Source organism: Amycolatopsis sp. NPDC114504, from assembly GCF_055633595.1.
The window spans coordinates 2,271,278-2,296,510 of record NZ_JBVKDU010000001.1; the positions used below are offsets into that span (position 1 = coordinate 2,271,278).

At 64.8% G+C, this 25,233-nt stretch carries 36 protein-coding genes; 6 read left to right on the forward strand and 30 right to left on the reverse strand.

Annotated features, from left to right (window positions below; all coding sequences use genetic code 11):
• Positions 1-9 precede the first annotated feature (9 nt).
• The 11 genes from ACZ7PG_RS10585 to ACZ7PG_RS10635 all read right to left on the reverse strand — a co-directional run bounded on the left by ACZ7PG_RS10585 (position 10) and on the right by ACZ7PG_RS10635 (position 5,970).
• A complete protein-coding gene (locus ACZ7PG_RS10585) occupies positions 10-924 on the reverse strand; it encodes a glycoside hydrolase family 25 protein (RefSeq protein WP_470238798.1) in 915 nt (304 codons plus the stop codon).
• Positions 908-1,273, reverse strand: coding sequence for a putative phage holin (locus ACZ7PG_RS10590; protein WP_470238799.1), 366 nt, complete (start codon positions 1,271-1,273; stop codon positions 908-910). The genes ACZ7PG_RS10585 and ACZ7PG_RS10590 overlap by 17 nt, the downstream gene beginning before the upstream one ends.
• On the reverse strand, positions 1,270-1,485 hold the full coding sequence (locus ACZ7PG_RS10595) for a DUF7620 family protein (protein WP_470238800.1): 216 nt from the start codon (positions 1,483-1,485) through the stop codon (positions 1,270-1,272). The genes ACZ7PG_RS10590 and ACZ7PG_RS10595 overlap by 4 nt, the downstream gene beginning before the upstream one ends.
• Positions 1,482-1,778, reverse strand: coding sequence for a hypothetical protein (locus tag ACZ7PG_RS10600; RefSeq protein WP_470238801.1), 297 nt, complete (start codon positions 1,776-1,778; stop codon positions 1,482-1,484). Before ACZ7PG_RS10600 ends, ACZ7PG_RS10595 begins: the two co-directional genes overlap by 4 nt.
• 15 nt (positions 1,779-1,793) lie before the next feature.
• Entirely contained in the window at positions 1,794-2,312 is a 519-nt protein-coding gene (locus tag ACZ7PG_RS10605; RefSeq protein ID WP_470238802.1) for a hypothetical protein, read from the reverse strand.
• A gap of 66 nt (positions 2,313-2,378) precedes the next feature.
• The gene (locus tag ACZ7PG_RS10610; protein WP_470238803.1) at positions 2,379-2,936 is read right to left on the reverse strand and encodes a hypothetical protein; all 558 of its coding nucleotides are present in this window, start codon (positions 2,934-2,936) and stop codon (positions 2,379-2,381) included.
• Positions 2,937-3,089: 153 nt separating this feature from the next.
• Entirely contained in the window at positions 3,090-4,238 is a 1,149-nt protein-coding gene (locus ACZ7PG_RS10615) for a hypothetical protein (protein WP_470238804.1), read from the reverse strand.
• On the reverse strand, positions 4,238-4,654 hold the full coding sequence (locus tag ACZ7PG_RS10620) for a hypothetical protein (protein ID WP_470238805.1): 417 nt from the start codon (positions 4,652-4,654) through the stop codon (positions 4,238-4,240). Before ACZ7PG_RS10620 ends, ACZ7PG_RS10615 begins: the two co-directional genes overlap by 1 nt.
• Before the next feature lie 94 nt (positions 4,655-4,748).
• Positions 4,749-5,231 carry a phage terminase small subunit gene (locus tag ACZ7PG_RS10625; RefSeq protein WP_470238806.1) on the reverse strand — a complete coding sequence of 161 codons (483 nt, stop codon included), beginning with the start codon at positions 5,229-5,231 and terminating at the stop codon, positions 4,749-4,751.
• Positions 5,232-5,437: 206 nt separating this feature from the next.
• Positions 5,438-5,749: an HNH endonuclease gene (locus tag ACZ7PG_RS10630; RefSeq protein WP_470238807.1), complete on the reverse strand. Its 312-nt coding sequence runs from the start codon at positions 5,747-5,749 to the stop codon at positions 5,438-5,440.
• On the reverse strand, positions 5,749-5,970 hold the full coding sequence (locus tag ACZ7PG_RS10635) for a hypothetical protein (protein WP_470238808.1): 222 nt from the start codon (positions 5,968-5,970) through the stop codon (positions 5,749-5,751). The genes ACZ7PG_RS10630 and ACZ7PG_RS10635 overlap by 1 nt, the downstream gene beginning before the upstream one ends.
• Positions 5,971-6,514: 544 nt before the next feature.
• Between ACZ7PG_RS10635 and ACZ7PG_RS10640 the strand changes: the two genes are divergently transcribed.
• Positions 6,515-7,009, forward strand: coding sequence for a hypothetical protein (locus tag ACZ7PG_RS10640; protein ID WP_470238809.1), 495 nt, complete (start codon positions 6,515-6,517; stop codon positions 7,007-7,009).
• Between the two features lie 392 nt (positions 7,010-7,401).
• Entirely contained in the window at positions 7,402-8,043 is a 642-nt protein-coding gene (locus tag ACZ7PG_RS10645) for a hypothetical protein (protein WP_470238810.1), read from the forward strand.
• Positions 8,044-8,051: 8 nt separating this feature from the next.
• Here the strand turns inward: ACZ7PG_RS10645 and ACZ7PG_RS10650 are convergent, their stop codons facing one another.
• Together ACZ7PG_RS10650 and ACZ7PG_RS10655 are read right to left on the reverse strand one after the other, a co-directional pair.
• The gene (locus ACZ7PG_RS10650) at positions 8,052-8,225 is read right to left on the reverse strand and encodes a hypothetical protein (protein ID WP_470238811.1); all 174 of its coding nucleotides are present in this window, start codon (positions 8,223-8,225) and stop codon (positions 8,052-8,054) included.
• Entirely contained in the window at positions 8,225-8,374 is a 150-nt protein-coding gene (locus ACZ7PG_RS10655) for a hypothetical protein (RefSeq protein WP_470238812.1), read from the reverse strand. Before ACZ7PG_RS10655 ends, ACZ7PG_RS10650 begins: the two co-directional genes overlap by 1 nt.
• A 63-nt stretch (positions 8,375-8,437) precedes the next feature.
• Here ACZ7PG_RS10655 and ACZ7PG_RS10660 point away from each other — a divergent pair, with 63 nt between their 5' ends.
• Positions 8,438-9,019 carry a hypothetical protein gene (locus tag ACZ7PG_RS10660; RefSeq protein ID WP_470238813.1) on the forward strand — a complete coding sequence of 194 codons (582 nt, stop codon included), beginning with the start codon at positions 8,438-8,440 and terminating at the stop codon, positions 9,017-9,019.
• On the opposite strand, the gene ACZ7PG_RS10665 is transcribed toward ACZ7PG_RS10660, so the two are convergent.
• The 3 genes from ACZ7PG_RS10665 to ACZ7PG_RS10675 all read right to left on the reverse strand — a co-directional run bounded on the left by ACZ7PG_RS10665 (position 9,009) and on the right by ACZ7PG_RS10675 (position 11,389).
• Positions 9,009-9,614 (reverse strand): hypothetical protein, encoded by a 606-nt coding sequence (locus ACZ7PG_RS10665; RefSeq protein ID WP_470238814.1) that lies wholly within the window; start codon positions 9,612-9,614, stop codon positions 9,009-9,011. The genes ACZ7PG_RS10660 and ACZ7PG_RS10665 overlap by 11 nt on opposite strands.
• An 84-nt stretch (positions 9,615-9,698) precedes the next feature.
• Positions 9,699-10,424: a DNA cytosine methyltransferase gene (locus ACZ7PG_RS10670; protein WP_470238815.1), complete on the reverse strand. Its 726-nt coding sequence runs from the start codon at positions 10,422-10,424 to the stop codon at positions 9,699-9,701.
• A gap of 134 nt (positions 10,425-10,558) precedes the next feature.
• Positions 10,559-11,389, reverse strand: a complete 831-nt coding sequence (locus ACZ7PG_RS10675; RefSeq protein ID WP_470238816.1) for a hypothetical protein — start codon at positions 11,387-11,389, stop codon at positions 10,559-10,561.
• A 65-nt stretch (positions 11,390-11,454) separates the two neighbouring features.
• Here ACZ7PG_RS10675 and ACZ7PG_RS10680 point away from each other — a divergent pair, with 65 nt between their 5' ends.
• Both ACZ7PG_RS10680 and ACZ7PG_RS10685 read left to right on the forward strand, forming a co-directional pair.
• Positions 11,455-12,243, forward strand: a complete 789-nt coding sequence (locus ACZ7PG_RS10680) for a hypothetical protein (RefSeq protein WP_470238817.1) — start codon at positions 11,455-11,457, stop codon at positions 12,241-12,243.
• The gene (locus tag ACZ7PG_RS10685; protein ID WP_470238818.1) at positions 12,240-12,935 is read left to right on the forward strand and encodes a hypothetical protein; all 696 of its coding nucleotides are present in this window, start codon (positions 12,240-12,242) and stop codon (positions 12,933-12,935) included. The genes ACZ7PG_RS10680 and ACZ7PG_RS10685 overlap by 4 nt, the downstream gene beginning before the upstream one ends.
• Positions 12,936-13,465: 530 nt before the next feature.
• On the opposite strand, the gene ACZ7PG_RS10690 is transcribed toward ACZ7PG_RS10685, so the two are convergent.
• From ACZ7PG_RS10690 to ACZ7PG_RS10740, 11 genes are all read right to left on the reverse strand, one after another.
• The gene (locus tag ACZ7PG_RS10690; protein ID WP_470238819.1) at positions 13,466-14,131 is read right to left on the reverse strand and encodes a hypothetical protein; all 666 of its coding nucleotides are present in this window, start codon (positions 14,129-14,131) and stop codon (positions 13,466-13,468) included.
• Positions 14,124-14,288, reverse strand: a complete 165-nt coding sequence (locus ACZ7PG_RS10695) for a hypothetical protein (protein WP_470238820.1) — start codon at positions 14,286-14,288, stop codon at positions 14,124-14,126. The genes ACZ7PG_RS10690 and ACZ7PG_RS10695 overlap by 8 nt, the downstream gene beginning before the upstream one ends.
• A complete protein-coding gene (locus tag ACZ7PG_RS10700; RefSeq protein ID WP_470238821.1) occupies positions 14,281-14,586 on the reverse strand; it encodes a hypothetical protein in 306 nt (101 codons plus the stop codon). Before ACZ7PG_RS10700 ends, ACZ7PG_RS10695 begins: the two co-directional genes overlap by 8 nt.
• A 117-nt stretch (positions 14,587-14,703) precedes the next feature.
• Positions 14,704-14,883 carry a hypothetical protein gene (locus ACZ7PG_RS10705; RefSeq protein ID WP_470238822.1) on the reverse strand — a complete coding sequence of 60 codons (180 nt, stop codon included), beginning with the start codon at positions 14,881-14,883 and terminating at the stop codon, positions 14,704-14,706.
• 125 nt (positions 14,884-15,008) lie between these two features.
• Positions 15,009-15,410, reverse strand: coding sequence for a hypothetical protein (locus tag ACZ7PG_RS10710; RefSeq protein ID WP_470238823.1), 402 nt, complete (start codon positions 15,408-15,410; stop codon positions 15,009-15,011).
• 365 nt (positions 15,411-15,775) lie between these two features.
• Positions 15,776-17,092, reverse strand: coding sequence for a DNA primase family protein (locus ACZ7PG_RS10715; RefSeq protein WP_470238824.1), 1,317 nt, complete (start codon positions 17,090-17,092; stop codon positions 15,776-15,778).
• Positions 17,080-17,511: a hypothetical protein gene (locus ACZ7PG_RS10720; RefSeq protein ID WP_470238825.1), complete on the reverse strand. Its 432-nt coding sequence runs from the start codon at positions 17,509-17,511 to the stop codon at positions 17,080-17,082. Before ACZ7PG_RS10720 ends, ACZ7PG_RS10715 begins: the two co-directional genes overlap by 13 nt.
• Positions 17,508-18,536, reverse strand: coding sequence for a bifunctional DNA primase/polymerase (locus ACZ7PG_RS10725; protein WP_470238826.1), 1,029 nt, complete (start codon positions 18,534-18,536; stop codon positions 17,508-17,510). The genes ACZ7PG_RS10720 and ACZ7PG_RS10725 overlap by 4 nt, the downstream gene beginning before the upstream one ends.
• 182 nt (positions 18,537-18,718) lie before the next feature.
• Positions 18,719-18,862, reverse strand: a complete 144-nt coding sequence (locus ACZ7PG_RS10730) for a hypothetical protein (protein ID WP_470238827.1) — start codon at positions 18,860-18,862, stop codon at positions 18,719-18,721.
• A 432-nt stretch (positions 18,863-19,294) separates the two neighbouring features.
• Positions 19,295-20,893: a recombinase family protein gene (locus ACZ7PG_RS10735; RefSeq protein WP_470238828.1), complete on the reverse strand. Its 1,599-nt coding sequence runs from the start codon at positions 20,891-20,893 to the stop codon at positions 19,295-19,297.
• An 18-nt stretch (positions 20,894-20,911) separates the two neighbouring features.
• Complete coding sequence (locus ACZ7PG_RS10740) at positions 20,912-22,063, reverse strand: APC family permease (RefSeq protein ID WP_470238829.1); 1,152 nt, start codon at positions 22,061-22,063, stop codon at positions 20,912-20,914.
• A gap of 50 nt (positions 22,064-22,113) precedes the next feature.
• Here ACZ7PG_RS10740 and ACZ7PG_RS10745 point away from each other — a divergent pair, with 50 nt between their 5' ends.
• Entirely contained in the window at positions 22,114-23,472 is a 1,359-nt protein-coding gene (locus tag ACZ7PG_RS10745; RefSeq protein WP_470238830.1) for a type I glutamate--ammonia ligase, read from the forward strand.
• On the opposite strand, the gene ACZ7PG_RS10750 is transcribed toward ACZ7PG_RS10745, so the two are convergent.
• The 3 genes from ACZ7PG_RS10750 to ACZ7PG_RS10760 all read right to left on the reverse strand — a co-directional run bounded on the left by ACZ7PG_RS10750 (position 23,464) and on the right by ACZ7PG_RS10760 (position 25,233).
• Entirely contained in the window at positions 23,464-24,114 is a 651-nt protein-coding gene (locus tag ACZ7PG_RS10750; protein WP_470238831.1) for a peptidoglycan recognition protein family protein, read from the reverse strand. The genes ACZ7PG_RS10745 and ACZ7PG_RS10750 overlap by 9 nt on opposite strands.
• A gap of 46 nt (positions 24,115-24,160) precedes the next feature.
• Entirely contained in the window at positions 24,161-24,718 is a 558-nt protein-coding gene (locus ACZ7PG_RS10755; RefSeq protein WP_470238832.1) for a Uma2 family endonuclease, read from the reverse strand.
• Between the two features lie 134 nt (positions 24,719-24,852).
• Positions 24,853-25,233, reverse strand: coding sequence for a MerR family transcriptional regulator (locus ACZ7PG_RS10760; RefSeq protein ID WP_470238833.1), 381 nt, complete (start codon positions 25,231-25,233; stop codon positions 24,853-24,855).

A 25,233-nucleotide genomic window follows, 5' to 3' on the forward strand; every position in this document is an offset into this window, starting at 1 on the left:
CCAACTGGCTCACGTCGCGTCCTTGCCGGTGACCTCCAAGGTCCCCGTGATCCGCATGTTGGCCCTCACTGCCTCGGTGACGATGGTCCGCACGGCGTCCAGGTCGATGTCCGGATCGTTCGTCGCTGCAGCGAGCGCTGCGGCAAGCGCGTCCACCTTCGCGTCGGTGGCGTTCACCGTCTTGAAGACCGGGTTCGGGCCTGCGTCGCCGCCGCCGTAGTAGGCTCCGTTGTACAGGTTCAACATAGCTTCCCCGAGCTTCACGGAAGTTCCGTTCGGCCGGTTGCCGATGCTGGCGTTCAGAAAGTCATTGACGCTGGGCATGTCGTCCTCCGAGGTCATCAGGTGGGCGCTGGTGTAGGACTCGTCCAGGTCGACCGCCAAGCCCGCCACGGACCCCTTGTCGTCGTACTGGTGGACGTCGTAGCGGCCGGCTGCCGCATCCGGCTTCGCCCCGTACCGGGCGATGACGATCACGAGGTTCGGGATGCCCCATAGGTCCGGGCGCAAGACCTTCGCGAAGGCGTTGCTCAGGTAGACGCAGGGCCGGTAGCCCCGGGCGATCACCCGGTTCAGGAAAGCCGTGGCGAAGCTCTTCGCTGCCGCGTTCGCCGTGAAGGGTGCCTCCAAGTCGAGCATCGGCACCACGTCCATCGCGCCGAGGCGTTCGGCCTCGCGGAGCATGACGTCCGCCTGCACTTCAGGGGCCGGGCTTGGCTGTGCGTAGTGGTAGACGCCCACGGGGATACCGCGCGACTTCGCTCCGGCAACGTGGGTGTCCGGTCGGTACACCACGCCGTTGACGGTCTTCGTGTAGGCCGTTGCCCCGTCGGAGGCCTTGACCCACACGAAGCCGACGTTCTGCACCTGACTCCAGTTGAGGCCCGCTTGGTAGTACGGGTGAACGTCAATGCCTCGCGTCATCGACCCGCCTCTCTTCCTTGCGCGGGACGATGCGTTCCACATTGGAGCGCTCAAGCTCGCGGGTGATCTTCACGAAGAGGGCGGTCCGCCACACCACGACCAGGGTCAGTGCGAGGAACAGCACGGTCCTGACCGCGTTCTTGTAGGGGATGTCCGGCCAGATGAAGAGAACCAGGTACCACGTGTAGAACACTCCGACGATCGCGGAGAAGGACACCAGGTTCTGGCCGAGGGAGTTCCGCCACCAGCTGAACTTGTACGTGTAGTAGCCGATGAAGGACCACGAGGCAGCCGCCCCGATGATCAGGAGTGCGAGGAACATCCACCGCTCCCAGCCGGTCAGGTTCATGCCCGCCTCGTCTCTCGCATCGCCTCGGCCATCCGCCAGGCAAAGCCGTTGGCCTCAAGGTGATCGAGCAAGTTCGACTGCATGTCATCGACCTTCCGGCGGTTGGCGCGGATTTCTCGTAGCTCCCGCTCGGCTCGCTCGTACTGAACTACTTGCTCTGCACTCGGTGCGACGGTGCGATCGTGCGTTCGCCGCTTGCGCCACCACGTCATGGCGTATCGCCACCCTCGTTTCGGTGCGGTGCCCGTGCGCGCAGTTCGCCGAAGAACTGGTTCTGGATCTGCGCCGTGATCTCCAGCTTCGAGTTCTGCAGCTTCAGCTCCGAGACGAGCTGGTCCTTCGTGACCGTGGTCGCCTGGGCCACCTTCAGATCGGCTTCAAGTGATCTGATCCGCTCGCGAAGCTGGTCGTTCTGTCGCGTGAATACCGTCCACCCGCCAGCAATCAACGCAAGCAGCAGCGTGACCACGATCCCGAGCACCGCCACCCACGTGCCAGCGTCCACGGCTTCCCCCAGTGCCTAAGTGCCTATTGCGGCCACGTCGAGCGTGATCTGACCCGCGAGGAGTGCACTTGTTGCGGTGACAGCAAGCTGAATTCCGCTAGCTGTACGCGAAACCAGTCCCCACGCAAGGCCACCAGTGACGTTCTGAGCACCTATCGCTGTCACGACGACCATGTAGTCCGTCGACGCCATCGCGGCGTCCCACGTGACCGTGAGGGTCTGCCTCCAGCCCAGCAGCATCGCCGGGACTGCGATCGTCTTGCGCTGGACCGTGACCGGCTTGGCCGTGGCAAGGGAGACCGCTGTGGTGGCGTCCGTCTGCGGGATGCGCCACCATCGGTCCATCGACCACAACAGGTAGTCCCCGGGGTAGGCGTAACACTGGTAGTTCGTCGGCCCTTGCTTCAGCATCCCGAGTGCGTTGTTGTCATCCGGGTAGAGCTGCGCGTTCGGCACCACGGCGACCGCCTGGATCTCGGCCAAGTTGTTCGTCTTGCCGTCGTTCTGCCACTGGATCACATCGCCGTAGAGCACAACCTGCTTATTAGCCACAAGGTCCTCTCCGTCAGACCGCGCCGTAGCCGACCTTTTTCAATTGATTCAGGGGGACGTGGTCCCGCCGAACCACGTCCGAGCGAACGAGTACGCAGCACCGAGCATCGACACCGGCGTGACCGCGATGGCCGACTGGGCGCCACCCGATACCACCCGCGAGAAGATGTCGACGCCCAGGAAGTTCCCGATCGACGCTGCGGGCACCTGCACCGAGTACGGGCCGCACGTGGTCAGCACACCCGGGGCTGTAGTGCTTGACGCGGGCGATGTCACGGTGGGGCTGGTCCAGGTCCACCCGGTCGTCGCGTCGTAGATCTTCACGTAGCTCTCGACCACCGACGCGGCTCCGGCGCCGCCCCAGGAGTCGTTCATTCGCCACTGCGCCAGGAAACAGCTGTTGAGCTGCTGAACCTGCCCGGTGTAGTAGGAGGCGAACGACGTGCTGGTGTTGAAGATCAGCCCCGGGTTTGTCGGGTACATCGGCACCTGGATGTAGGGCTGCGCCAGTCCGTATCCGACGTCCACATCGGACCCGAGCACGAGGTGTGCAGCGCCGTCGTAGATCAGCACCGCAGCCCCGCCGGCGGCGTTCGGTCGAGGCACCACGGCGAAGTCCAGGACCCCGCCAGTGTGCGACACCGTGAACGGGAACTTCGACTGATGGGTCAACTCGTCGAGCTGTCGCTGAAGATCACTCAGCTGATTGAACAGGAAGTCGGTCGACTGGGGACGTTCGATCGGTTGGTTCGCAACCACTCAGGACCCCCTGACCGCTTGCAGCTGATGCAAAACCTTGTCTCGGTCCGGTCCGTTCGAGATGCCGATGATGCGATAGGAGTACTTGCCGTTCTTGAGCCAGTGGTGGTTCTTCACGCTGTAGTCGGCGAAGTGTCCCGGCAGGTACGAGCCGAGCTGCGGTTCCGTGTCGGCGCGCACGGTGGCCTGCCACTGCTCTGGTTGCGAGTTGTACAGCGCCACATCGGCCGTGGACCAGCCATCCAACGTGGACTGATCAGACGCGGAAGCGTGCCCGGAGTCCACCATGTCCAGCAGCGGCCAGTTCGACGAGATCAGCGAACTGTCGGTGGCGTAGCCGTAGAGCTGCCCGGCCTCGTTCCCCGCGCCTTTGACGAACGCGGTGTTCGCCTGGCCTGACCCGTCCCCCGCGATGGTGAGCTTCACGAGATTCGAGCGGTAGTCGAAGAGCAGCGGCACGCCCGGCTGCACGAGGTACGGATTGCCGATCAGCATCCGGTGCCGGACGTAGCGCAGCCCGCCCGAGACCGTGAGGTACGGCCGGAAGAGCACGTCCGGGCCACCGTCGACCTGGGTCAGTTCCTGTAGCCGCTGGCCGGCGAACGCCATCTCGTAGCCGTGGTAGGTCCGGGTACTCGTCCCCACCGCGGTCGGCACCGGCAGGTCCAAGGGCAGTGCAGAACCGGTCCGGTACGTCATCGAGGTGGCGTGGTCGGCGATGCTGCGGGCAATGTTCGGCAAGCTGTCGTTGAGCGTCAGGTCGGCCGACATGTCGGTGATCCGGGCAGTGACGGGGTTCCACGTGCGGGCGTGCAACACCCGCTTCTTGGTGAAGATCTCCCAGAGGCCCTTCCCGACCACCGTATGCACGGGAGAGTCGTCGTTCGGCGCGTACGCCACGATCGGTCCCGCTTGGCATACGGTGTCGGCAGGTGTTCCACGGCCTCGCACGACCGCGACGGAGAACCGCCACGGCACACACCACTCCCGGACGCGTGACGTCCTGGCTCCGCCTTCAAGGGGAACCGAGACCTTCCAATCGCCGGAATCGTTGATCCTCGCCGACCACTCCGGCTCAGCGGCCAGGTCCAGCTCGTACAGCACACGACCGCTCGCGGTGTCGTAGGCCAACGCGGTGTACTCGCTCATCACAGACCCGCGTCTTCGATCAGCAGTTCGTAGGTGTGGGCGGACGCGCCGCCCGCGATGCCGCCCTGGCCGCCGTCCACCTTGGCCGTGAACGACGCGGCGAACGTGCCGCTTCCGGTTGCGACCCAGGTCCCGCACAGCGTGAAGGGCAGTGTGATGAACGAGGTTGCGGCCATGTTCGGGTACTTGTTCCGGACCTCCGTGCCTGCCGTCGCGGTGGGCGTACTACCGGCGATCACGCGGAGAGTCATCTTCATGTTGCTGTTCTGCGCGCCTGCGTTCTTCGGGTAGTACTCGCCGTCGAAGGTGAACTTGTACCGGCGACCGGAGACCGCGGTGAACGTCTTCGAGACGATGATCTGTTCGGTACCGGTGTTGACGTTCGTGTCGGTGTTGCCTGCCTGGGTGCCGACCACCCCGCGCGCCACCTTGTCGGTGGTGCCGACGTTGGTGACGGACTGCCGCCACGCACCCGAGCTGTCCTTGACCTCGAAAAGGTCGGTCGTCGGGTTATAGCGCTGATCCCCGACCCGACCTGCGGTATCGGAATCGCCGGGTAGGACGATCCGGACCCCGCCGATGGCACCAGTCCCGCGCCGGAGGTCGCCGGGCGGACTCGGTGGTCAGCATCTCCGACATCATCGAGCGAACCTCGGCCATCTTCACGGCCCTCCAGCCGTTCCCGGCGATCAGGTCTCGAATGAAGTCGTCGATGGCCATCATGTAGATCTGGGCGGTGGCCCAGTCCGAGGCCGTGAAGAACTCGTCGTAGCCGGAGACGGCCATCGAGTCCCACAGGTCCTTCGTGACCTTCAACGGGGCCTGCACCCCGGGCGGGAACTTCAAGGGCGGCTGCTCGGCGGCTACCTGGGCCGTAGGCTTCGAGACATTGTCCGGGTGAGCGGGGTTGTCCCTGCCCACCTTCGGGTGGCCGAGCTTCTGGTCACTGCGCTTGCGGTTCGCTCCGCCGCTGCGTCCCGGGACTCCAGGCATGGTCACAACCTCCTGACCTGGGCAAAGACGATTCGGGGAGGACATTCGTTTTCGCTAAACCACCGACCAGGGCACCTTGGAGGGGTGGGGAGTGCCCCCTGGGTTGGCCAGAGGACGTGGCTCGCGTGGAAGAACGAGGCCTCGTTGGTCATGCGGGGTACGGCCATGGTCGTGCTGGCCTGCTGCTCGCCGAGGCTTCGTGTCCGTCAGGACCGGAGCCCGGGGTGGGGCGGGGCAGGGCGGAGCCGTCGTGGTCCGTGACCGCCGGCTGCCACTCCCTCGGCCGAGGACTTGGCACGGTGGTGCCGATCGCAGATTCGCCGGGCGTTGTCCACGGTGTCCGATCCACCTGCCGAGTGGGGGACAATGTGGTCGGTGTCCTTGGCCGGGGCGTTGCAGCGGTGGCCGTTCTCCGTAACCTCGCACTTACCGCCAGAGCGGGTGGCGACGATGGCCATCACGCGGTGCCACTCGCGGGAGTGAACCCGCCTGGTCTCCCGCTTCCAGCCGCCGGCCATCAGTGCTTCCCGCCGTCGTGCTTGCCGGGCCAGGTGCCGAAGACCTCGTGGTAGATCCGGGCAGCGAGGCCGTGGATCTGTCCAGCTGGGACTTCCTCGCTGGCGAGCTGGGCAACAAGGGTGCGGTATGGGGTGGCGCTGTCGGCCCAGCGGGCCAGGCCCTCGCCGTGGGTCCAGTAGCGCCAGAGCTGGGGAGCCTTGAGTTCTAGCTGGGAGGCCATCGCACTGCCCTCCCCGTACCGCCTGTTTGGGACGGGGTAGGCAGGGGTCACCTCTGATCGTGATCATCGGGGTGCAACAGAGTGAGGTCGAACACCGGTCTCACCAGCCACTTCGCTGCATGTGATGGACGGGACGGCAGATGTCGGCTTTCACCGTCCTGTATGCGGGCGGGATTTCGAGCGCCAATGCGCGCAGGAAAGGGAACTCCGGACTGTGGCGCTTCAGGCGTCTGCTCCGTCGGCAGGAGAAGCCGATGTCGATCGACGAGATCAAGGCCCTGATGACCGCACTCATCGCGGTGCTTACACAGGTCATCAACCACATTGATCCGCAGGTAGGGGCGCTCTTCAGCGTCACCGCACCCCTGGTGGTCGCTGGTCATCATCGGGCGGGAGGAGGACTGACCCACCGCGCTCCGAGCCCGCTGCTCCGCACGGACGGCGGGCCGGACGTGCCCTCCGCAGAAGACGCGCATCGCGATCGACCTCTGATCGTGATCACCGGAGCGGCAACGCCGTACTGCCGGTCAGCGACTCACCGGGTATGTGGGCCACCGTCGTCACGGGTCTCTTCACGCTGTTCGGCGTCGTCGTCGGCACCGCGATGGAGCCGGTCAAGAGCTTGATCACAGCCAGGGCGAAGACCAGGCAGATCCGTGGCGAGCAGTGCGCGAAGCTCATCGGTGCAGTGACGACGGTCCGGGAAAGCATCGTGTCTCTTAACGGCGACTACCGAGCGAGGATGGCGCGGCAACTCCAGGCCAGGGAGGAACAGCGACATGGCTGGATAACCGCGATCAACGATGCGCGGGATGCCCTCCGGCAGACCTCCAACCTGCTCTACCTCTATGGACCGGATGATCTCGCAGTTGAGTCACGGAAGGTAGCTATAGCCGAAGATGCCGCATACCGTCGAATCACTGCCACGGAGGAAGTCACCGATATCATGAGCGTTCCAGCTGAACTCGAAGCCGCGCTTCGTGAACTCGACGAAGCAACCCGTCAGTTCGCCGTCCTTGCCCGCCGGTATACCCGCTGATCACGACCGATCCCCGATCGTGACTAGCGAGACGAAACGAGGGAACAACTACTGACGACTACTCGGTCATGGCTGTTCGCTTCCAGTACGCAGGCGCTCTGTTCCAGATAGATGACCAGGACCCGGACCAGCTTCAGCAGCACATAAGGGAGCAGCTTCAGGGCGGTCCGTTCTGGCTCGATGCCCGCGACCCGACGAGCCTTCCAGATCGCGGCGCAAGGCGTCTGCTAATCACGTCCGGTGTTGCCTTCGTACTCTGGCTTGGCCCCCTCTAGAGTCAGGCTTTCCAGCTCTACTCAGGTTGCCGTAGCGCGCTCCCGGGCTTGGTGGATCATGTCGGCCGGCTCGTGTCGTGCGCGAATGCCTACCGGCTGACAAGAGATACTGCTGCCATGTCGAACAAGCTCCGCGATCACGCCTGGTTCGTTGGCTTCCTGGTTACCGTCGGCTTCGTCTTGCTCTTGGCGCTCGGGATCGCCCTGAGCAAGGATTCAGGATGGTGGTCCGCTTGGGGTGAATGGATTGGCGGCATCGGCAGTATCGCCGCTGCGGTGACCGCCGTCTGGATCGCGGGCGAGGGGTGGCGGCGAAGCGACCGCGACCGAAAGCAGCGGGACTCACGCGAGCTAGCACGTCAGTTCGCGTTCTGGATTCACTGGACCGAGGAGGGAGCACCGGCGGTTTCCTACTACAACGGAGCGCCGCTCCGGGCCTTTGACGTACACATGCAACTGTTGGTCGACCGCAGCCCGGTCACTCCACTGATCAAGATCGGGAATGTGGGGCCGACACAGAAGACCGAGGAGCACGTTGCCGCCTCTGCAGCGCTCCGGCAAGGACTCGGGAACAGACTCGAAACTCTGTTCCGATCAGCTCAGGATCAGGAAACCGGTCAGCGGAGAATGACCGTGCTTGAGGAGATGACCGAGCGACTACGACTTCGGGCAAGCGTCGAGATCGTGATCAGTTTCCGCGATGCCAATGGCCAGAGTTGGTTCCGTGACCAAGATGGGAAGCTCGTCCCGCACCGGTAGGTCTCCGCTCAGTCGTGGTCGTCGCGCAGCTCAGTAGGCGGGACGATCGACAGGATCTCGTAGTCGGCTTCGACGCAATGCCGCCTCACGAACAGCTCGGCCTGTTCCTTGTTGGAGAACGGGCCCACGTTGGTCGGCATCGTCGGCACGCTGACGGTGAAGCGGATGAACCACCAGACCATCAGAAGACCCCAGCGGCCACGAGAGCGGCTAGGACGAGGCAGGACGCTGACACCACGGTCACGGCGATGCGGGCCGTCACGTCGGAGATCAAGCCGGCCAGGACGAAGACGGCGACGCCGATGGCCAGCAGGACGCCGAAGAGGTTCATCACGGGTTCCTCTCGGATCGATCACGAGGGCAACGTGGGCGGCTTCCCGGACGACTCGTCTGCATGGTGCTTGCCGACGAACCGAAAGTCACCGACTGGTTGAGCGTGTGGTTCGGCCTCGGATCTGGGGTGATCACCCTGCTTGCGTTAATTGCCGCTGCGATCGCCGTACGGGCGACAATCCAGACGAACAGAACGCAAACACGTCAGCTGGCACGCCTCGAAGAGGATAGAGAGCGAGAGCTAGCCGCCAACTTCGCGGTATGGCTACAGCCAAGGAAGAAGAAAATATTCTTATACTATCGCAATGCCGGCCGACTACCCGTCTACGACGTCCGAGTCATACTCCGATGGGCAAAGAATCCATCAGCAGGCAAAAGCGTGCGAATAGCAAATTCGATTGGCCCAGACAACGACGCACACCCTCTGATAATCGCCTATTTTAACAACGGGGATGTCACAGAGGATCTGGAGAGTTTGGCAGAGAACGGCGGAGACGGCGGGCTGCAGACTCAGCATTTTATCATCAGGAACACAGAGATAATTGTCCTTTTCCGAGACGGAAACGGACGATGCTGGGAGCGCACAGAGAAAGGCGTTCTTCGAGAAATTGAAAATCTTGACCAAAGCACCCTTAGGTTATAGAACCCACAACGGCCCCCACAAGGAATTCGGCGCTGGGCGCGGTGACCCCGTTGCCCAACTGCCGGACCTGCTCCCGTTTCGTGCCGGTGATCACGTACGACGGCGTGAACGCCATCGCCGCTTGAATCTCCTTCACCGCCAGCATCCGGAACCGGCAGTCCTCCACGGCCGATGGAACCGTCGGCTGCACGAGCATGTGGTGGTTGCCATTGGCCGTCACGGTGGCCAGCGGGTCACGCACCGAGCGAGCCGTGGACCCACCGCCTCGGAGTTCGGCCACGAAAGCCAGCGCTGCCCGGTCCACCGTCGTCAAGGTGGGCATCGGCTGATCGACGGGACGGGCGACCCCGGTCCGGTAGTACGGGATCAACAAAGCGGTTTCAGCCCTCGCGGTCTGTGTCCGCATCGGGTTCCAGGTCGGGGACGCCTGCTTGCCGGGACGGCCCTCCACAGGCACCAACAGGCCCTCGGACTCCCGGGTGGTGCGAGTACGGAACGGGTCGGTCACCGGGGTGGTTCCGTCGCTCCAGCTGCCGCCTGCGGGCACGAGCTGCGGGAGCACGTACTTCTCCAGGCCGATGGCGATGCGAGCCATGGTCTTCGGCGACAGCGGCTTGCTCCGGTCGCCGATCCGCTGCGCGGGCAGATTCCAGTCGATCACCGAGCTGGCCGGCTCGGCCTACGGGTCGACGACGGTCTTGCACTTCGCGAAGCGGGGACAGTGGTACCGGTACTGCTGCCGATACCGTCCGACCGTCCTACCTGGATTCCAGAATTGGACCGCTCGGACCTCTTGCTGGCAGTTCGAGCACCAGGCAACCGGGCGAATGTCGAGGTCGGGACGCCGGTTACCTTTCCTGCTGAAGATCACGTAAAGGCGATCCCTGGACTGCGGCGCCCTCGGTGCGTTGACCGCCGGGGCGAACATGCTGTTCAGCGAGACGATCTGGTGGTCGTACCCAAGAGCGTCCATCGCACCGAGCCATGCTTGGAATGGCGGCCACTTGGCCGCGTCCACGACGTTCTCGACGATGACGGCTTGGTACTGGTGGACCTCGGCGAACCGCGGTACGTCCCACATCGTCGAGCGGGACCGCTGGGCCACGTCGGAGGACAGGGTCTCGCCGTTCTCATCGGGGCCGTAGCTCTTCTTCCTGCCCTGCGCGATCGAGTGATTCGTACACTCCGGCGAAGCCCACAGGATGTCCGTGCTCCGGTACCGCCGAGGCTCAACCTGACTGATGTCCGCGCAATCGTGCTCGGCGTTCGGGAAGTTCAGCGAGTGCGTCTCGATCGCACGGGGCGAGTGGTTCGCCGCCATCACCAGCTCGACGCCGGGAACCGACGTCGCACCGAGACCTGAGCCACCTGCCCCGCAAAACAAATCTGTAAGGGTGTAAACCATTTTGCGCCTTGCCCCTGACAGCAAGAAGCCCTCGCCGGGTGGCTCGGGCGAGGGCTAGCGAAGAATGCATTTAGGAGAATGCGCAGAAATGCGACTGATCGAGAGCGCAGCTCTCCCTCTGCTAATCAGCGAGTTTAAGCGCCGACCACGGTCAATGCCACCCTGCCCCGCTTACGTGTCTGCTTCGTGATCACCAGGGCCACCAGGTCGTCCACCAGGAACAGCGAGTGCCCGCGTTCGTTGCGCCCGGCGGGGATCAGCTCGCCCTTCCGCACCCACGTCTTCACGCTCTCAACGGAGATCGGGCGGCCAACGAGTTCCGGCAGCGCGCGAGCCAGCTCGGTAACGGTGCCTTTCTGGCCTCCTACAGCGTTCAGGAGGATCCGGCGGCGCTCCTCGGTGTCATGCAGCGCCCCGCACTCCCAGCAGGTCACATAGGCCTTCTCAACCGGTGCGTACAAGTCAGCTTCGCAACGCTCGCGCTCCTGGTTCAGCGTGCTGCAGATCCCGAGGAAGCGGCTGTCCGGTCGACTGTCGATGACCTTGCGGACTTCGTTGGCCAACCAGACGACCTCGTCGGCCATCATGCCGCCGTCCGGCATCAACGCGATGCGTCCGATGAAGAGGCTCAGCCAGCCGGCCAGCTCCCTGGCATTCGCCGACGGGCCGGGCGGGTGAAGCTCCGGGCTTCGCTTCTGCAGCTCACGTACCCACACCTGAAGCGTCTGGTACGCCGTGCCCGCCAGGTCCGAGGCCGCAGAGTGGAACAGGAGGGAGGAGCTGGCCGACCGGGAGACCACGCCAGTGTTCGCCGTGGACTTGGAGAGCTTCCAGCGAGTCACGTTCAGCTCGGTCAGCAGAACGTCTGCGAGGTCCCGAAGAGCCACTCGAAGTTCGTCTTGATGGGTCCGGCACACGAAGCCATCAGCGGGACGGCCACAGCCATCCACGGTGCACTCGATCATCACGACACGGTATGCACAGCAGCGAAATAAGTAACGATGTCAAGGTGACAAGGGATAATTTCCCCATGAGACCGAAGTGGAAGAGGTGGCTGATCGTTGGCGGCGTAGTCATGCTGCTCTGCGCCGCTGGGATCGTCACGTGGGGGATATGGGGCGGTAAGGATTCAGCCTGGTACTCAGCATGGGCATCAGCAGCAAGCGCCGTCGTGGCCGTCTTCGCCCTCGGGGCTGCCAGCGTGGCTGCGATCGCGACGATCGAGACCAACCGGAACCAAAGCGCGCAGCTTGCACGCCTGGAAGAGAGCCAGCGCCGTGACCAAGCGTCCAAAGTGGCAGTGTGGCTGCATTTCGCCGACACAGTAAAATATCCGGGAACCGGCGAAACGCGGACACTGCGCTTTCAAAATGCTGGCACCTTGCCCGTATATGATGCCGTACTCACTTTTTCTTTCGTGGGGCAGGAAAATAAATATCGTTTCAGAACCCTTGCGCCGACCACAGGACCGGAGACACTCAAACGAGCCACCACCGCGATGGAGCAATTCATCTCTAAGGTCGCCGAAATGCACACACCAGGCAAACCTTTGGACGATGCGGTCTGGGAGAACGTCCAAGCCAAGAGCGATGCAGTTTCCGCCTACAAAAGGGCCGCATTCGAGACAAGCAAGCGACTATTCCACGAATTCCCAATTGAGATTCAGTTGGAGTTTTCGGATGGCGAATCGAGATGGCGTCGCCTTCCCACGGGCCGACTAGACCTCGTCGGCCACATCCACACATTGGGACGCGCCGAGGAGACCAACACGGCCGGAGAACTGACGCCCAGTGCGAAGGTCGAGGAGCAGGCAGAGTGAACTTCCTTCGGCGCGAACGTTGGTTTCTGGGCTTCCTGGGCGTGATGGCCGGCCTCCTGCTCCTTGCATGGGGAATGGGCACCGGGAAGGATTCGAATTGGTGGTCAGCTTGGGGTCAGTGGGTCGGCGGCCTGGGGAGCATTGCGGCCGCCATGACCGCGGCGTGGATCGCCATCGAGGGATGGAATCGGTCGGATAAGCAAACCCGCGAGCAGGCAGATCGGTCGAATTACAATTCCCTGCGCGAGCAGGCCGGTAAGATGGCCGTCTGGTTCGGAGAATTCACGGAGACGGGTCGACCGGCAATGTACTACAACGCCTCAGGATTGCCAGTCCACGACCTGTACATACTTGTCGAGCTATCAAATCCTCTCGACCATGAGATACCACCGGACAGGCGGCGAGTCTTGTGGCCGTCGCCGACCGTCGGGCCAATGACGAAGCCTGCGCATAATTCCGTCTTGGACTCGGGCGTTCAACAGATAGCCACAGAGGCGATCGACTGGCTACATGAGCAAATTGAACTCTCTGAGGGTGCAAGGAATTTACGCAGGAGTCAAATGTTTCGACGTCCCCGTATCGCGATGTTTTCAGAGACAACAACGGAACGCATGGGTTCGCTCGCCTCAGGGGCATCTGGTTCTACCAGATCGGAAGATATCGACGTCCGAGTTGACCCAGTGGATCTTTGACTTCATGGATGACCCGGATCCGACTGAGACGATCGCGCTCGACTAGCGTTACAAGCTGTTCGCGCCGTCGGTCATCGCTCACGCACTGTCTGCTGCTGGACCCAGTTCACCGGATCCAGGCTAGGCACGGAGTGTCGTTCGGTAACCATGTCAGTGCGACAAGGGATACTCCCTTCATGCTGACGCTGGCTGACGAACCGAAGATCACTGATTGGTTGAGCGTGTGGTTCTCGTTGGGATCCGGGGTGATCGCACTGCTTGCTCTCATTGCCGCCGGGATCGCGGCACGTGCGACGATCCAAACCAACCGGACTCAATCTCGACAACTTGAACGACTGGAAGAAGACCGCGCCTCGGAGCAGGCAGGCAAGGTGGCCGTCTGGTTCGAGGAGCACGGCGAGGATGGCCGGCCACTGATGCACTACAACGCATCGGGGCTGCCAATCCTTGGGTTGCACGTGGCCGTCGAGCTAACCGAGCCGAGCCGCCTGGAGGTCCCGTTTGAGCAGAGGCGAGTGCAATGGGAGTCGTCAACAGTGGGGCCGATGGCTGAACCTGCTCTGTTGTACATGCTCAACGGTTTGGTTCAGCAACGGGTAGAGATGGCCCATGACTGGATAGTCGACCATTACAACGTTCCGACATCGGTAAAGAACTCTTACCGCGCACAGCTTCTGCAGAGCCCCCGCATAGCGATTGCGTTCCGTGACAACAACGGGACCGACTGGCTTCGTGCGCCCGATGGCCAACTCTCGTCCATTGGTCGGAACAGCGAGAGGACGGATATGTTTTTTGCTGTTTACAGGGCGCTGGACTAGCTTGTCCCGCTTCGCGACGTATGCCTCTTCGTCGAACACACCGGGGTTGTCCACGTACTCGAAGCCGTCCCTCAGGTGTCCGATCCGGAAGGTCTCCGCGTACGGCAAGTCCCACTCGTCGGCCGGGAGCCAGTGCACGTCGTCCGGGTGAAGATCGACTGTGAACCCGTCCTTACTCAGCTCCATCAACATCCCGAACCCGACGAAGTCCTGACCCACGCAGTCGACCCAGATCAGCTCTCCGACCTCCATCGGCGGGACGTCCTTGGTGCCATACGGCGGTGCGTAGAGGGAACGGGTGTCGCCCTTCGCCCGCTCCTGCAGCTCGGCAACCCACTCGTCGTGGCTGGACTGCTCTTCGGCGGTCATCTCAAGCACGGTTAACCACCTCAAGCTCAGCGATGTCCCGCGCCGGGATGACGTCATGACCGTCATCCACGATCACCGACCCGTCGGCCGCGACCTCGCCGCGCATCTCCTCCCACTTCGGGTTCTTCAATCCTGCTGGCTTGATCCGCAACCACTGCTCACTCATTCCTGGTCCTCTTCTCTTCGATCAGCTGGGTCTCGTCGCCGTACTCCCGCAGGACGTCGCAGAGCGACGGTTCCTTGCCGAGCTTGATGCGGACGATGTCGATGTGGGCGGCGACCCGGGCCACGTACCCGAACGTCAGCCCGTTGGCCGCCAGGTCATCCGTTTCCTCTTCGTCGAGCCCGAAGAGGATGCGAGACCCGGCGAGATCGGCAGCGAAGGTCCGGTCCTCGTTCAGGCACGCGAAGTGCTTCTCCCACAGCTCGGCGTCGGTAGCGGTGCGATAGAGTAATTCAGTCACGAGCCGTCTCCTTCAGCTCTCGGACCTCCTCGCGGAGGCGGTCAATCTCTTGTCGGGCGGCAACCGTTACGAGGACGGTCAAGGCGACGACGGCCCACAGCAGCACGGTGGCCGCGGTCACTGCTCCGGCTCCGCTGCGCTGCGGGTCTTCCGCTGAAAGATGTCCTGCAGAGCGAGTTCCATCAGCGGCCACGGCGCGGGCTCGTTGTGACGGAAGCAGGCCTGCACCAGCTCGGCGCGCAGTGCGGGAGACATGTACTCGTAGGGGCTCTTGTTTTCGTGCCGACGGGTGCTCATCGGTCCTCCTCGGAGTCGTTCTATCGCTTCACTGATTGGGTTGGTCTCGTAGCGCGTTGAACAGGACGGCCCCGTCCGGCAGCTCAGCGGGGTGTCCTCTACTCCTTCTTCGCTCTGGCGGCGGGTCAGACAGGACGGGCGAAGTCGGCGGAGAAGGCCGCTGCCCGCAGGTCATCAGCCCGGACTCCGATGCGCGGGTTGAACTGCCGAGTGTCGACCGGGAAGCCCGCCATCAGCGCGGCGGCGATCAGCTCCCCGTTGGCGACGTAGCCGCCCAGATCGCCGGCCAGCTTCTCGGCGACGTGTTTCAAGCGGTAGCTGCTCGGGTGGACACTGCGGACCGTCCTCGTGGGCCTGAGGGCGACACCGAGCGACGCGTGGACGAGAAGGACTCGGTCTTCCAGGTCGGCAAGCTCCTCCCGCTCCCGGCTGAACGAGAAGCCGGGTGGCGGGATCTTCGGGTGTCCGTACCCGCTCCGGTGCAGCAGCGGGTTGTCGTCGAGTACCTCGGCAAAGGTGTGGCTCACTGGCTCTCCTCGAAAAGTGGCGATCGAATGTGGAGTGAAAGTGGATGGGAAAATGGCCTCTGACCTGCATATCTCCACGCATCCACCATTCCACCGGGCTTTTCGGGGGGTCCCGTGGCAGCTGCAGCACCCGCAGCCCACGTATTGACTGTCAGGCTGACAAGGATTTCTCCCAGCCTGCAACGAGTCCTCAATCTCATGATCAACCCCTCCCCACGGGCACCCCCCTGCTTTGAAAAGTGGAAAGTGGAGTTAGACCACTGCAGGGGATATAACTGCAGGTCAACAGTGGTTTATGGGGTCCACAATTGCCTCCACTTCCGGTCCACTTTCCAGCTCCAGGACCAGCGGCAAAAAGTGGCGCCTCACTCCAACGCCTTCGGGATCAGGCCGAACACATACCGAGCCGACGCACCACCCGGCTTGTTCCGGGTGAGCGGCGTTCCCTGGTCACCGCCCTTACCTCCTCCTCGCTCGGTCAAGTAGGTCAGCGCGCTCTTCGCCAGCGCCTGCTTTCCCACGAAGTTCGACCCGATCCGCTCGGCGGTTGCCCACAGGACGAACGAGCTGTGCATTTCAGCCAGGGAAACCCAGTCGTCCCGGTTACCGGTGATCTCGAACCGCTCGACCAGGAACCGGACGATCTCGTCGGCTTCCTCGCGAGCCGTGACCACCTGGTCGCGCACGACCTTCGGGATCTGCAGGCCGTGCTCCAAGTACTCCCGCGCCCCCTCGACAAGCCACGCGAGAACGCCCTGGGACTCCCGCCGAAGCCTGCGCCCCAACCCGGTGTCCTCCCTGCCGACGAACGACATTGGAAACGGAATCTCCACGTACCGAGCCCAGAACGCCGAGTCCCCGTCGACCGAGGGCCTGTTGTTCGTGGCCAACATCAGCGTGTGGCTCGGCACGAAGGTAATCGGGTCGGTCCTCATGAAATTCGCGCTGATCTCGTCGCCACCGGTCAGCCACTTCACCCGGCTGACGTTGAACGAATCCCTTTTGGACGTCTCCTGCGCGACCGCCAACCGCTTGCCTTTGAGGATCGCGAGTTCGCTGCTGTGCCCCTCGTGCTTGTTCGCCAGCAACACCCTTTCTTTCAGGCCTGTGGCGTACTCGCCGAAGATCGAGGTGATGAGCGACAGCAGCGTCCCCTTGCCGTTGCGGCCACCGCCGACGAGATTTAGAATCACATGATCGTCGACCCTGCCGACCATGGCCATGCCGAGGGCGCGCTTCAGGAACGCGCGGATCTCGACGCCCTCCGCCCTCTCCTCATCGGTCAGGGGGTGCTCCTCAGTTGGAGCCCGCCGGCCAGGAAGGACCTCCTCCAAGAATTCGTCGAACTGATGGTGAGTGGCGGTTGGGTGGTACGCCACCGGGGCTCGCATGGTGATGAAGTCGTGCGGGTCGTGAGCGCGCAGTTCACCGGTGCGAAGGTTCACCGTGCCGTTCGCGGCGTTCCACAACTCGGCCGTGGTGTCGACCCGGTCGAACTCCCGAACATCAATAATGACTTCCCCGCGCGACTTCAGGTCTGCTCGTGTGGAGGCGAGCTGAGCTGCTGCCCCAATCCACGCGCGGCTCTTGAAAGAGACCGAGGGTTCGTCGTCCTCACCTTCCGGCGCGTCCGCGACCATCGACACGTGCTCCGTGATGCACCTGCGAATCAACGGGTCCACGGCGTTGGCTCGCCAGACGCCCGCCGTGTAGCCGTAGAATTTCTCCGTGTCATAAGAAATCGCATCTGCTCGCCGAAGAAGTGCAAGAACGCGTCGGTCAGTTGCGAGTCGATCGGCTCGATCAGGTACTGGTCACCGATGAGGCCCGGGGCGCACATCGTTGCCCGGTCCCGGCGGCGCTTGGCCTTCTGCTGTTGGTCCCACACCTCATCGAGCTTCGCGGCGCGCGTTGCCTCCTCTGGCCACTTGCGAACGGCGGGAGCGAACCGCAGAAGCTCGTCGGAGACCTGCCCGATCTTCAGGCCCGCACTGACCATGGCCTGCACCAGCGCGTCCACGAGTCCATCCGCCTCGGCAGTGGAAGCGGTATTCCCTTCGGTCAGCAGAAGCCGGATGCTCTCCGGCAACGCCTCGTTCATCGTGAGGTCCCTTGTGTCTGAGGAGTTTGCTGAGGGAGGACAAGCTTCCGCCCAGCAGGGCGATGGATCCCAAGCCGCGCTTCGGCTTCCCGTCGTCGGTCATCGGCATCGTCCGCAAGAGCAGCAGCGACGGCGTGCCGCTGCAGCCCAACCCACTCGGACAACGAGTTGCCCCCGCCCCGGAAGAACAACGGCTCCAACGCAGCCAGAGCATCAGAGGCGCGGTACCAACCCCAGCTCGCCTCGCGAAGTGCCTGCGGGAGAGCACGAACGAGAACTTCGTGACGAGGCTCGCCTTCGTCAAGCGCATGTTCGGCCCGCCGAACAAGGGCATCGAGCATCCCCGGTCGGTCAGCGACGGTGTGAAGGTCGAGGAACTGCCGCACCTCGTCCACACCTGCCGAACCGTTGGAGAGCTGGCTGACAGGAACGTACTCGGGCAGCTTCTCCGCAGGCTCGACAGGAAGTTCCGGCACGTCTCCGGTCCGCATCCACCAGTACATCCCGCCACGGGAGTGTGGCGTGGGCTGAGCAACGATGAAGCCGCTGAGATCCTTGACCTCGCCCCATCCCGCGCCGAGAAACCTCGTCGGGCAGCCAATCTTCCGACCCTCGGGCAGTCGATACAAGTGGTGTCCTCGAAGCGGCACGTTGCTTCGCGTGGCCTGGAAGGGATGATCGTCTCGGGTCAGATGGTGACGGAGCTTCAGCGGCAGCGCGTCGGCATCGTCAACATCAAACGCCAGCAGCCCGGACTGTCCCAGCACCAGTCCGACTCCCGCCGATGGGTGGAGGTTGAACCACCCCATCACTCGCCCCGGATCGGCTGTGGCCTGGTTCTGCCACCCCGCACGAAGAATCGAACCGGGGTGCTTCGTCGCCGGATCGATTGGCAGCAAACGGATTCCGCGCCGGGCGTACTCCAGCGCAGCCTCGGCGACAGTCAGCCCTTCTACATTCGGGATCCGTGTGCAGAGTGACGGTTCGGAACGGACTCGCGTGCTGGTGCTAAAGTTGAGCATCATCGCGGTCCCCTCGTGGGGTAAGTGGGTTCGAAAACCCCGTCTTCCTTCTCCGGAGACGGGGTTTTCCCTTGTACCGGCGGCAAGATATTCCGCATCAGCGCGCGGACTTCGGACGTGATCGGCGGAGTCGAGCTGATCAGCTCCGCCAAGGTGACCGTCCGGGTTGGAACGGCGAGCACGGATCACTCGCCGCCGTCGGGGGCGACGAAGGACCAGGCGGACGTCATCACGCCCGTCGTGCTGATCCGAGGCGACCACTCGGCAAGCCCCTCGTCGGTGAGCTGCCCGAGCGCCCGGCGGATGTTCCGCTCGTCGAACGGGGGCATGTGCCCCGCCAGTTCTTTCGGGGTAACAGAGACCCCGGAACCCAGCGACAGCCCCACCACGTAGGCTCGGAGGGCTACGGGCAGCAGGTTCTTCGTCCGGAATGGACGGACCGAGACAACAACACTTGTCGCCACGACAACGCTTCTCTCATCCGATGGATGACGACGGCGCTATCTGCGCTGCGATTCTGTCCCGTTCGTCTGACCCCACCGACGTTACGCACCGAAAAATCTTGCAGTCAACTCGGATCGTTCAAGGTTACCGATTCGTGATTGGCATTCTGTGAATGCATTCTTGAATCCCTTGTCGTGCCGACAAGAGAAAACCCCCGTCTTACGGCGGGGGTTTCTGTGTCCCCGCGAGCGCGAACTCCGGGGACGTGACCAGGACCTTCACCTGACCAGAGAGGCCCTGATGACTCCATCGTACCTCTACGGGATGGCGTCGAGTCGCAAGTAGACTGGTTCGCCCTCGACGATCCGGAAGAACCGCACCCGGTCCTCCAGGGGCGGGCCGCCGTGCCGCGCGTTCCCTCTGCCCACGGAGAAGACGTGCATCTCGCCGATCAGGGAGGGCGTGAAGAGCACCTTCGCGGCCACACGCTTGGACGAGATGGCCGCGTTCTTCCATCGGGCGCGGACATCCTCCCGGCGTCCGCCGAGGATGTCGACCAGCGTTGTCGGCGCGGACAGCTCTCGCTCTCGGCCTTCCAGCTCGGCCACCTTCTTCTCGGTCCCCGCCGCGGCACGCGCTTCGATCGCGGCCAGCTCGCCACGATCGGCCCGGTCTTCGTACTCAGCAAGGTCACGCCGGGCTTGGGCGAGCTGGTTGCGAACCTGCTGCAGCTCAGCTGTCACCCTCTCCCCTGGCTGAGCCAGGGCGTCGTAGTTTTCGGGGACTCCGAGCCAGGCGAGCAGCACACGCTCCGCGAGCGTGTCCAACGGCTCGCGCTCGATGCGCAGGTGACCGTGGCCCGCGCATACGTAGTGCGGGACTCCGGCGAGGCGAGGTGCGTTTGAGGGGCCCAGTTCTCCGGCGCACACATGCTTCTCCGAGCACTCGGAGCAGCCGTCGCACTGAAAGGCCTTCCGGTGCCGATGTTCGTGTTCGTCCACGCAGGACGCACAGCGGGCAGCCGTGGACATGCTGAGCAGGTACCTGGCACGACCGTCGAGCGCTGTCCGGCGGGCAGGGTCCTCCAGGATGCCCCGCACCGTGTGCCACAGCTCGGCGGACACGATCCCTTCCCACTGCGCCGTGACGAAGCGCTTGGAGCCATCCGGGTTGTCGATGGTCCGCAGCCCCGCGTAGGTCGGCGACAGCAGCATGCTCCGGATGTGGGCGGGCTTGTACGGCCCGTTGGCGTGCCGTACACCGGCGTCCTTCCACGCGGTCTCGATCGAACGCAGCGACTCGCGCCGAGAGATGCGTTCGAACGCATCGCGCATCCGTGGCGCCCATTCGGGGTCATGCACCTGCTCGGTGAACTCGCGGGTTGCCGGGTCGTAGCGCCGAATGAAGCCTTTCGGCGCCTCGCCCCACGGACGGCCCTCCTCCGCGCTGGTGCGAGCCTCCCGCCGCACGCGCGCGGAAGTCTCCGCACTGCTCAGCTCATCCTTGACCGCGGCCTCCAGCAGGGCGACCCGGTCGTGCGGGTTGCGGGGATCGAAGATGCGGCTCTTGACACTGACCCACACCCGGATACCGGCAGCGGCGAGAGCGTTCACCAGCGGGAGGGTTTGCTCCATTTGGCGGGTGCCGCGCGAGGTCTCCCACAGGCCCAGCAGATCCGCGCCGAACCGGCCCTCCTGCAGGTCGTCCATCAGCCGCGTGAAGTCGTCGCGCTCCCCGCGCGCGTACTTGCTCGCCGACACGTCCGTGTCGGAGTAGGCGTCCGGGTGGACGCTCCACCCCCGCTCTTCGGCGTCGGCTCCAAGGACGGCGATCTGCTGGGCCGGCGAGCGACCTTTCTTCCTCCTGTCCTGCGAAACACGGGCGTACGGACGGAGAATCAGCTGGTCAGAGGACACAGAAGTTATGGTATCTTTTCAAACAGTCAGCGTGCCGATCGAGCCGGACCACGCGAAGGTGTCCGACGCCGTCGCGCCGAAGAACAGCGCGCAGACCAGGATGATCAGCACCGCCGCGCCGGTGACCGCGCTGACCGCGGCGACCGGGGTGCCGCGACTGGAGGTCCGGCCGATGCCACGCCCGCCGTAGGCGTCGCGGCCCAGCGCGTAAAGCAGCCGCGAGCCGCCGACGACGCAGGCCAGGCAGCAGCCGAACGCGCTGATCGCCGCGCCGACGCTGATCACGTCGCCGACCCACGCGCCCGCGTACCGGCTGCCGAGGTCGCCGAGCAGGGACGGCGAGTCGTGGAACGCCGTCGCGTCCGTGCCGAACGCCATCATCTCGACCGCGGTGACGACGACGAAGTAGACGCCGCCGAAGATCGCCGTGCCGAGGATCGCGCGCGGGATGTTGCGCTTCGGGTCGTGGGTTTCCTCGCCGAGCGTCGCGGCGGCTTCGAACCCGGCGAAGGACAGGAAACCGAACACCGCGCCGAGAAACACGCCGGACACCCCGGTTTCCGGGACGAACACGTCCATCGTGAACCGGCCGCCCCCGGGCGCGTTCCCGGCGAGCAGCCGGACCAGGATCACGACCGTGACCAGCAGGATCACCGCGATCGTGGCGCCCTCGACGGCGAGCAGCGTGCTCGTGCCGCGGCGCGCGGGCACCACGGACAGCAGCCAGGCGCCGATCAGCGCGACCGCCGTCAGCACGAACGGGCCCCACGACGGCGGGTTCGGCCAGATCCCCACCTGGGTCAGGAACGCGGTCCCGAGCGTGCCCGCGGCCGAGCTCGTGACGACGGCGTAGAACGTGTACGTGCCGAGCAGGCCGATGCCGGAGACGACACCGGCGCGCGGACCGAGCGTCGCGCCGACGAACGCGTACACCGAACCGGCGTGCTGGTAGTGCTGACAGAGCTTGACGAAGCCGTACGCGACCAGCAGGACGCCGACCGCGGAGAGCAGGAAGGCGAGCGGGACGGCGCGGCCGGCGGCGGACGCGGTCTGCTGGGGGTTGATGTTGGCGGCCATGCTGGGGGCCATCAACGCCACGGACAGGCCGACGGCCTGCCAGACGGAGAGGGAGCGGCGCAGCCCTGGACGGGTTTCGACGGTGTCTGACACGATCTCCACCTCTTTCTCAAGAGTATTCAGTGAACATCGACGGGAGCAGGATGAGCCAGCTCGATCGGGCCGAACTCGCACAACAGGGCGCGCTCCGGGCGGACGGCCTGCGCGCGGCCGGGGTCGAGCTCGTCGCGCTGACCTTCGTGGACAACAGCGGCATCGCGCGGGTCAAGGCGGTCCCGGTGGACCGGCTGTGGTCGGCGGCGGCGTGGGGCGTCGGCGCGTCGAACTCGTTCGACTTCTTCCTGGCGACCGACGACATCACCGACGGGACGTACTCGCGGGGTCCGGTCGGCGACCTGCGGCTGCACCCGGACCTCGACGCGCTCGTGCCGCTGGCCGCGCAGCCCGGCTGGGCGTGGGCGCCGGTCCGCAAGTACGACCAGGAGGGCGAGCCGCACCCGCAGGACGCGCGGGCGCTGGCCGCGACGGCGACGGCCCGGCTCGCGTCGCTGGGCTACAACGTGCGGACGGCCTTCGAGATCGAGTGGGTGATCACGGCGGAGGACGCGCCGGACGACCCGCGCTCGGCCACCGCGGGCCCGGCCTACGGCTTCGCTCGGCTTTCCGCGCAGGCGGACTACCTGCGCGCACTGGTGTCCACGTTGTCCGCTCAGGGCGTGACGGTGGAGCAGGTCCACCCGGAGTACGCGGCCGGGCAGTTCGAGCTGTCGGTGGCACCGGACGACCCGGTGCGCGCGGCGGACATCGCGGTGCTGACGCGCGAGACCATCCGGATGGTGAGCGAGCAGCACGGGTTGCGGGCGTCGTTCACGCCGAAGTTCTCGCCCGACGGGGTGGGCAACGGCGGCCACGTCCACCTGAGCCTCTGGGACGGCGACCGGAACCTGTGCGCCGGTGGCGACGGCCGGTTCGGCCTGACGCCGACGGCGGAGGCGTTCGGCGCCGGGATCTTCTCGCGGCTGCCGGCGTTGCTGGCGATCGGCGCGCCGTCGGTGGTCAGCTACCTGCGCCTGGAGCCGCACCACTGGGCCGGCGTCTTTTCGGTGTGGGGCCTGGAGAACCGCGAGGCCCCGCTGCGGCTGGTGCGGGGCCCGGCCGGGCAGCGCGACCGGGCGGCGAACTTCGAGGTCAAGTGCTTCGACCTCACGGCGAACCCGTACCTGGTGGTCGCGGCGCTACTGTTCGCGGGCCTGGCCGGGGTTTCGGCGTCGGCCTCGTTGCCGGAGCCGGTGGACGTGGACCCGGGGACGCTCCCGTCGGCGGTCCGCCTGCCGACCTCCTTGGCGGACGCGGTGAAGGCGTTCGAAGCGGACTCCGAGCTGACCTCGGCGTTCGGGGCGGAGCTGGCGACGACGTTGATGGACGTGCGGCGCGGGGAGATCGCCCGCCTGGGTTCCCTGCCGCCGGACGAGCTGTGCTCGCTCATGCGCTACCTACATTGAGGCGGCCACTTCGTCGCGCAGCTGCGGGAGTTTCGCGTAGAGGCGGTCGCCGGGGCATTCGGTGTTGTAGTAGTCGCGGTGGCCCTTGATCTCCTCGACGGGGATGCCGTACTGGCGGCAGACGTAGGCGCAGAAGATCACGAGCGCCGCCCACTGCGCTTCGGGCGGCTCGACGCTCGTGTAGGTGCCTTCGTTTTCGATGCCGATGGCGTTGGTGTTCTGGCCGGGGCAGTGCGCGCCCTGGATCATGGTGGTGCGGCTCTTGAGCGCATCCAGGCTGCCATGCCGCCCTTCGAGCCGGTACCCGCCACGGCTGACGGTGAAGTGCTGACCGGTGTCGGACCAGCCGTTGTTGTCCATGTGGTCGTGCTGGTCGTCGCGCGCGACCTGGAAGGCGTGCGCGAGGGAGTAGTCGGTGCTGTTGGCGCTGGCGATGTGGTGGATGAGCACGCGGTTCGCCGGGTGGTCGAGGGTGGTGAGCGCATCCGAGGGCGGCCGGGCACCCCACTCGGCACAGCTGTAGATCCGCGGTTCGGTCGCGGCTCGGGCTGCTTGCGGGAGCAGGAGTCCGGTGGCGCCGGCGGCGGCCAGGCCGGCGGCACCGCGGAGGAAGGTGCGCCGCGGGAGGTGGCTGAGGTCCATGGGACGGACTCTCCCGCGCCGCTGTACAGCTTTCGTACAAACGCCGTCAGAGCTTGAGGGTGGCCTCGAAGGGGCGGGTGAGGTGGAGTTCGCCGTTCTCGCTCTTGGCTATGGGCGCGTACTCGCCGCCTTCGAGCGCGAAGAGCGTGGCGCTGACCGGCTCCGGCGGCTCGACCAGGAGGTAGAACGGGACCAGAGCCTCGGCGTAGATCGCCCGTTTGAGGATCCGGTCCTGCATCTTCGTCGAAGGCGACACGATCTCCGCCGCCAGCAGGACATCGCTCGCCGCGTAGACCAAGGTGTCAACCTCGGCGCAGGTCAAGATCACCAGGTCCGGGATCAGCAGCCGGCGTCCGCCGAAACGTACGTTCACGCCCGGCAGCAGCTCGGTGCCGTCCGGCAGTGCGGGCGCGAAGGCGAACTGCAACTTCTGCAGAAGCCGCTGGTGCACCGAGGTCGGGGCGGGGCTCACGAGAAGCACCCCGTCCACGAGTTCGATTCGCTGAAGGGAGGTCTGGTCCTCGGGCAGGGCGAGAACATCCTCGGCAGTCCAGCCTTCGGGCCGTAGTGGGATGCCGGGCTGGGGCTCAGTCGGTGCTGCCATCGCGCTTCACCTCCGCTCCAGCCGATCGCCGCAGGTCTGTTCCAGTGTGGCAGGTCCGCTCGGTCCCCTCGTTGTGGATCATCACACGAGGAGTATGCGGACCGCTACCGACAGTTCTGGATCAGGTGAGGGCGTCACGCGGAGGTGACAGCCAGCTGGCCCGCGCCGCTGTACAGCCGGATCTTGAACTGGATGTGCTCCTGGTGCTCCCGCAGCCGCGCGATCTGGGCCGCCACCCGCTCTTCGTGCTCGCGCAGGACGTCCACCCGCTCTTCGCGCGTCGCCTCACCTGAGCGCAGCAGCTCCACGAACCGGAGCATCTCCGCCACCGGCATGCCCGTGTACCGCAGGCACCTCAGCAACTGCAGGAACTCCACGTCCTGGTCGGTGAACACCCGACGCCCGCCGGCTGTGCGGCCTACCTCGTGCAGCAGGCCGATGCGCTCGTAGTACCGCAGGGTGTCGATCGTGAAACCGGTCTTTTCGGTCACCTGGGCCGGGGTGTAGGACGTCAC